General features: G+C 47.8%; 6 protein-coding genes. 1 reads left to right on the plus strand and 5 read right to left on the minus strand.

Annotated features, from left to right (window positions below; translation table 11 throughout):
- Positions 1–398: 398 nt before the first annotated feature.
- Positions 399–1,421, plus strand: coding sequence for a mandelate racemase/muconate lactonizing enzyme family protein (locus JRI95_15860; GenBank protein MBW2063018.1), 1,023 nt, complete (start codon positions 399–401; stop codon positions 1,419–1,421).
- Positions 1,422–1,726: 305 nt separating this feature from the next.
- Here the strand turns inward: JRI95_15860 and JRI95_15865 are convergent, their stop codons facing one another.
- From JRI95_15865 to JRI95_15885, 5 genes are all read right to left on the minus strand, one after another.
- The gene (locus JRI95_15865; protein MBW2063019.1) at positions 1,727–2,644 is read right to left on the minus strand and encodes an epoxyqueuosine reductase; all 918 of its coding nucleotides are present in this window, start codon (positions 2,642–2,644) and stop codon (positions 1,727–1,729) included.
- On the minus strand, positions 2,645–3,841 hold the full coding sequence (locus tag JRI95_15870) for a CoA transferase (protein ID MBW2063020.1): 1,197 nt from the start codon (positions 3,839–3,841) through the stop codon (positions 2,645–2,647).
- Positions 3,842–4,117: 276 nt separating this feature from the next.
- The gene (gene ugpC, locus JRI95_15875; GenBank protein ID MBW2063021.1) at positions 4,118–5,221 is read right to left on the minus strand and encodes a sn-glycerol-3-phosphate ABC transporter ATP-binding protein UgpC; all 1,104 of its coding nucleotides are present in this window, start codon (positions 5,219–5,221) and stop codon (positions 4,118–4,120) included.
- A gap of 58 nt (positions 5,222–5,279) precedes the next feature.
- On the minus strand, positions 5,280–6,104 hold the full coding sequence (locus tag JRI95_15880) for a carbohydrate ABC transporter permease (protein MBW2063022.1): 825 nt from the start codon (positions 6,102–6,104) through the stop codon (positions 5,280–5,282).
- Positions 6,105–6,106: 2 nt separating this feature from the next.
- Positions 6,107–6,601: sugar ABC transporter permease (locus JRI95_15885; GenBank protein ID MBW2063023.1), on the minus strand; the 495-nt coding region annotated here is incomplete at its 5' end.

Below are 6,601 nucleotides of genomic sequence, written 5' to 3' on the forward strand. Positions count from 1 at the left end.
TTTCAAAATAGCTCGTCGGAGGCGGCGGCTTCTCCGCTTGCGGCATAGGAGTTGATTTGATAGATTAACCAAACACTAGGGGGACACTGTCAACTCAAGTCTGATTCAGGACAAGAAAGAGATGTTCAAAATTTCTTTGACAGTGATGATGTTGATTTTGTTCATGAAAAATTTAAAAAATTTACCGAAAAGATTGACGACCTCATGAAATTCTCTGAGAAAAAACAGGAAATCCTGAACTATGTTGGTCTTGGTACATTGAGATAAGTATTTTTAAGCTTTCACAGGATAATTTACTGATAGCCTTAAATGCTATTTATCACGAACAAATTCTGAGTCGGCAAGTCACTTACTATAGAAATCACGGGACACACATTTTTTGGAGGAATTGATTCAATATGAAAATTGAAAAGATCGAAACAAAGCTTTTTAAGGATGACGTCCTACCTCAACTATTTGTTCATATAACCACGGAGGATGGTCTGGTCGGAGTCGGGGAGGCATGGTGGGGCCTATCAGTGAAGCCAGTTGAAAGCGCCATAAATGACGCACTAGCTCCTTTACTTATCGGCGAAGATTCCACCAGGATAGAGCAACTCTGGCAAAAGATGTTTAAGTATGCTTATCGCTACGGGACAGAAGGCGTTATCCTTTGTGGACTGAGCGGCATTGACCTGGCCTTGTGGGACCTTTTGGGTAAAAAACTTGATGTTCCGGTGGTTCTTCTGTTGGGTGGCAAGGTTAGAGACAGTCTCAAAGCATATGCCAGTTTTCCGCCCTACCGCAAAGAAGAGATTGTCCGGCGAGAGGTCGAAAGATCGGTTAAGCTCAGTTTTGCCGGAGTAAAACTACATGAGTACGACATGGAACTAGTGGCCACGGCCAGAGACACCGCCCCTGACGGTTATCCAATTATGGTTGACGTAAACGGATACTGGACGCCGCTTGAGGCTGAGGAAAATGCCCGGCGTCTGGCCGACCTCGGTGTGCTGTGGCTAGAGGAACCCATCTGGCCCATGCAGGACTATGAAGCTATGGCCAAACTGCGGCAAAGGGTTGACTTGAAACTGGCTGCCGGCGAGAATGAATACTCCCTTAAGGCCTTCGATACATTAATGAAGAGCGGGGCCGTTGATTATGTCCAGCCTGAAATTACTAAAATCGGCGGACTGAGTATGGCCCGAAAGGTATCCGCCCTGGCCGACCTTCATAACGTGGCTATCTGCCCCCATTCTTTTCGGATAGGACCAGCCGCCTATGCCAATATCCATTGGGCCTTTTCTCAAATGAATATGGAGTGGATAGAGATTCCCCTCCTTCCAGAAGGCCGAACTTTTCCGTCAAATACTCCCCCGCTAGACATGATTGACGGGCAGATTCAGTTCCCGAAGGGCTCAGGGTTCGGGCTTCTGGAATTATAAAGCACCTTTGTTGAGTTTCAGTTCTAAGAATTATTTCAAATTAGACAAATTGAAAACTAAAATAAAAACCCGTAAAAAGAAAAATAGCAAAATATATTAAAATCAGATTTTCCCGTCTATTTCCCAATTGTAACGTCTAGCGTATATTCATAAATCTTTGTCTCAACTTTTTCTATCTTCATTTCTCCTGCTCCGGGCTAGAAAGTGGATTCAATTTCAATCTGGTTGATTACATCAGAGGGAAATGCTTTTTAAATTTTTGTAAGATTTCCTTTTGAGCTGCCGACTGACTAATCCATGATTCGTTAAGTCTGATCTTTTTTTTGTTCCTTGGCCATAGGGTTCCGGTCCATACAGGGAACGCCAAACTGGCAGAAGGCGCAGCCCACCGGATATGAAATAACATCCTGATTATTAATCCTGCGAGGGTGAGGTTTGAGGATGTTTCCAAGGCGGTTGGTCATTTCTTTTGACACGATCCGGCCATATAAATTGCACTTAACCTTATCGTGGCCCTCTTCGGTAATAGCGCCGCCAGGGCATCTTGCCTCACACTCTCTACAGGTGCCTTTGGCATAATACAAACAGTTGGCGTAAGGCTCATCGCTCCTCCTGGGAGTAACTTCAAGCGGCGCGTCGGTAATAACCGAACTCACCCTGATGTTGCATCCCGCTTCGGTGATCAGGCCTTCATGAAGACTGAAGGTGCCCAGACCGGCGGCAAATGCTATGTGCCGCTCGGACCAGACCGAGTAAACTCGGGGGGGATTATCCTTGACCAGGATCTGAAAAGCCGGGCTGAGCATTCCAGCGGTGGCGTGAAAACCTTGATCTTTAAAGAATTTTATACTCCGGTTCAAGACGTCATTCATAAAGGCGTTCGCATAGTTCCGGCCTACACAATAAATCTCAGCAGGCATCATGGTGGCATCTTTGCTTTCCTCCCGAATGTGGTTGACATAAGGGAAAATAATCGAAACGATACGCAATCGCGGTGCAAGATCGTTCATTTCAGGATGTCCGGCCCTGATCCACACCTCGGCTGGAGTCAAATGTTCTGGCGCTACAACCTCCTTGAATTTCATAAAAATATGATCATCACCCCGGGAGACTCCGAAGAGTGGAGTGGCAAAGATTCGTTCACTACCGTAACCTTCCGGGAGACGATTGAGTTCATTTGTTGCGAATAACTCCTGTATGAACCGGCAAAATTGTTCATTCACCTAAATGACCCCTTTTTTTTCGAGTTCCGTTATTTCGTCAGCGGAAAGCCCCAGGAACTCGCTATAGATTTCCTGATTATGCTCGCCCAGTTTTGCCCCTAAAAACTTAATCCGGCCAGGGTGTTTTGTCAGCTTGGGGAAAACCCCGGGCACCAGGACTTTGCCTTGCTCCGGGTCTTCAACCTCCAGCACGGCGTCCCTGGCCCGCAGGTGGGGATCGTGGGCCAAATCTTCGATATTCCGAATGATATCCGCCGGGACCTCGGCCTGATCCAAAATTTCAAGGGCCTCATCAGCGGTCAAATCCTTGACCCAATCGGCCACTATCTCATAAAGCTGGTCCTGGTTCCCTATCCGGGCGAACCGGCTATTGAATCGCGGGTCCTCCAGCAGTTCCGGATGTCCAATGGCGTAGGCCAGCTTGGTCCACAGGGTGTCAACCCCGGCATTGATCACCAGGATACGCCCGTCCTTGGTTTCAAAGTCATCAGCCGGAACAACGAAAGGATTTCGGTTGCCAGTGCGTTCGCGAATCCGTCCGCTCAGGCTGTAATCAACCAGGGCCGATTCTGAAGCGCGGAACCCTGATTCCACCAGGCTGATATCAATGACCTCCCCCCCGGTCCCGTTGACCTTGCGATTATAAAGAGCCATGACCAACCCAAAGGCGCCGAGGTAAGCGGTCATGTAATCAACCAGAGCATAACCTGACCGGACAGGGGGCTGGTCTGGGAAACCTGTGACATAAGTGATTCCGCCAAAGGCGCTGGCCGTTCGATCAAAGCCGCCCTTTTTATGGTATGGTCCGGTCTGTCCATAGGCAGACACCTGCGCAATAATAAGTTCAGGATTGGTTCGATGCAGGTCTTCAGAGCCGATATGCCACCCTTCGGCCCGGCCCGGCCGGAAATTCATGACGACCGCATCAGCCTTGGCCGCGAGCTTATGGGCCAGTTCCTGGCCCTCCTTGGTGTGGAGGTCCAGGGTGATGGCCTTTTTATTTCGTCCCTCGACCAACCAGGAAGGGCCTCTTCCGCTCGGAAAGATGCCCATTCCCCGGGTGGAGTCTCCGACTTTAGGCAGCTCAATCTTAATGATCGTCGCTCCGAAGTCTCCCAGGATAGTCGTTGAAACCGGACCCGCGAGCAATGTGGCAAAATCCAAAATAATGATCCCTTCAAGTGGCAGCTCTGACATCGTATCCTCCTTATGTAGTTATTATAAAATCTGAATCATGCCTTCAGATAATTAGGTAAAGACGTATAAAACTAAGCAAGCTGAAAAAATAAGATTTCCTTTGAGAAACTGCTTAATGCGGCTATCATACTGAAGAATAAATTACTAGGCAAACATAGTTTCTCATCAACCTAAAAATACCCCGGCAGATCCAAAAATTTTTGCAGCCGCCGGGGCTAATTATGGCTGACCTATTTCACCCCCCAGAAGAAGAACTGTTAATCTGAAGAAAATATCTTAAAGTAAGGTCTTTTCCGTTTCCCGGTCAAATAAGTGAGCTGACTCCATTCTGGCCGTAAATTCAGCCTGTCCCCCGGCCTGGAGTACAACATGCGGGTCCAGTCGCGCGATCAGAGTGTCCCCTCCTTCAAGACGAATATGTACAAGCTGCTCTGATCCTAACGGCTCGACCACCCAGACAAAGGCCTTAAAGGATGTTTCTGGATCATGCCTTGGAAGACTCCGGGTATCAATGATATGTTCAGGCCTTAAGCCCAGTATGACCTCTTTATTGATGTACTTCTTTAACTCTCCAACCTTGTCGGCCGGAATTTTGAGATTCATGTCTTTGCTCGTGGCGTATAAATTTCCCTCATTTTGGGTCACCGTGCATTCTACGAAGTTCATCGAGGGCGAGCCTATAAAGCCAGCCACATACTTATTTACGGGATGATCGTACACATTCTGCGGGGTGTCCACCTGTAGGATAAACCCCTCATTCATGACCACGATGCGGTCACCCATGGTCATGGCTTCCAGCTGGTCATGGGTGACATAAATGGCAGTGGTTTGAAGCCTCTGATGGAGGTCCAGCAGTTCGGCTCTCATGGTAATACGCAGCTTGGCATCCAGGTTAGACAGGGGTTCATCAAACAAGAAGACTTTAGGATCCCTTACAATCGCCCGACCCAGGGCGACCCTCTGCCGCTGACCGCCTGATAGTTCATTCGGTTTTCGCTCCATCAGCTCTCCGATTCCTAGAAGATCTGCTGTGCGTTTTATAATTTGATGGATATCTTCCTTGGAAAATTTCCTGAGTTTCAGACAGAAGGCCATATTGCCATACACGTCCATGTGTGGATACAAGGCATAGTTCTGGAAAACCATAGCAATATCTCTATGCTTGGGCGCGACTTCATTGATCAGAAGGTTGTCAATATATATTTCTCCTGAAGATAAGCGTTCCAGCCCGGCGATCATGCGCAGTGTTGTCGTCTTGCCGCATCCTGATGGTCCGAGCAGGATGATAAATTCTCCGTCATGGATGTCCAAAGTAAAATCCTGTACTGCTAATACGTTACCGAACGTTTTAGCAACATTATCGAGCCTGACCTCTGCCATAATGATTTCCTTAAATCTTGATGGATAGATTGTTTAAATGGTGGTTCCTTTATTTCTGCTACTTCCTGCCTCCGAGAGCAATTCCCCGTTGAAAATACTTCTGGTTGAGGAGGACAAAAAAGATCACTGGCAGTGTAATCAACACGGCAGCCGCGGAAAGAGGTCCAAAATCAAGGCTGTCATCCACTAAAAAACTGTAAACCAGTACCGGCAGGGTCTTTGTCTTGGCCCCGGACAAGACAAGAGGGAAAATAAAGATATTCCAGACGAACATGAAGCCCAGCGTGGTGATGGTGATGACCCCTCCCTTGACCAAAGGAATAACAATTCGTACAAAAGTCCCAGTGTTGGAACAGCCGTCCAGCCAGGCCGCCTCTTCCACTTCCACGGGAACGTCCTCAAAGAAGCCGAGCATGAGCCATACAGTCAGCGGAATCATGTAGGTAAGATTAACCAGCACCAGGCCTATATAGGTGTCATAAAGCCCCAGTTTCTTGAATATGATGTACCAGGGAAGGAGGAAAACGATCCAGGGCGCCATCTGGGTAAAGAGGATGCCGAATGAAAGCCATTTCTGCCGCCGTCTGGCAATAATGTATGATGCGGGAAGAGCGATAATCAAATTCGCTATCAGGGTAAAGAGAGTGACCACAAAGCTGTTAATAAGCGCCCTGAGAAATGCTCCCTGGGACAGGACTTCTCTAAAATTTTCAAAGGTCGGCCGAAAGATAAACTCAGGCGGCATAGCCTGAGCAGCGTCAGGGGTCTTTAAGGACATAAGAAAAACCCAGAAAAAAGGGAAGATAAAAACTGTAATACTGACAATGCAGGCAAAAATAAAAATGATCCTGATCGCTATTTTTTTGAATCCAGGAGATTCCATGGTCAATAGCTCCATTCCCTTTCCCTGTATCGAAATATCCCCAGGCTGATCAGGAAAATGATGCCTAGCATCACTACGCCGAGAGCGCTGGCATAGCCATAGTTAAGGGCGTTAAAAGCCGTATCATATATAGATAGATTTAGAGTCTCGGAAGCCCTGTTCGGGCCTCCGCCCGAAATAACAAAGATCTTATCAAAGACCCTGAAACCATGAATCAAGCGCAGGATGACTACCAGGACAATATAAGGCTGCATGAGCGGCAAGGTGATCTTGATAAATATTCGAATCTTGGACGCACCGTCAATAATGGCCGCTTCATAAGGGTCCTTGGGCAAATTTTTAAGCCCGGCCAGGAGGACTAACATAAAAAACGGGGTCCAGTGCCAGACCTCTACCATGATCAGAGAAGGCATCACAGAAGCGCTATGCGCCGCCCATTCCCAGGGGCCGAGGCCCACCAGTGAAACAAGATAATTAAGCACTCCCATGAACGGGTT

This window comes from Deltaproteobacteria bacterium (genome assembly GCA_019308995.1).
GTDB lineage: Bacteria > Desulfobacterota > Desulfarculia > Adiutricales > JAFDHD01 > JAFDHD01.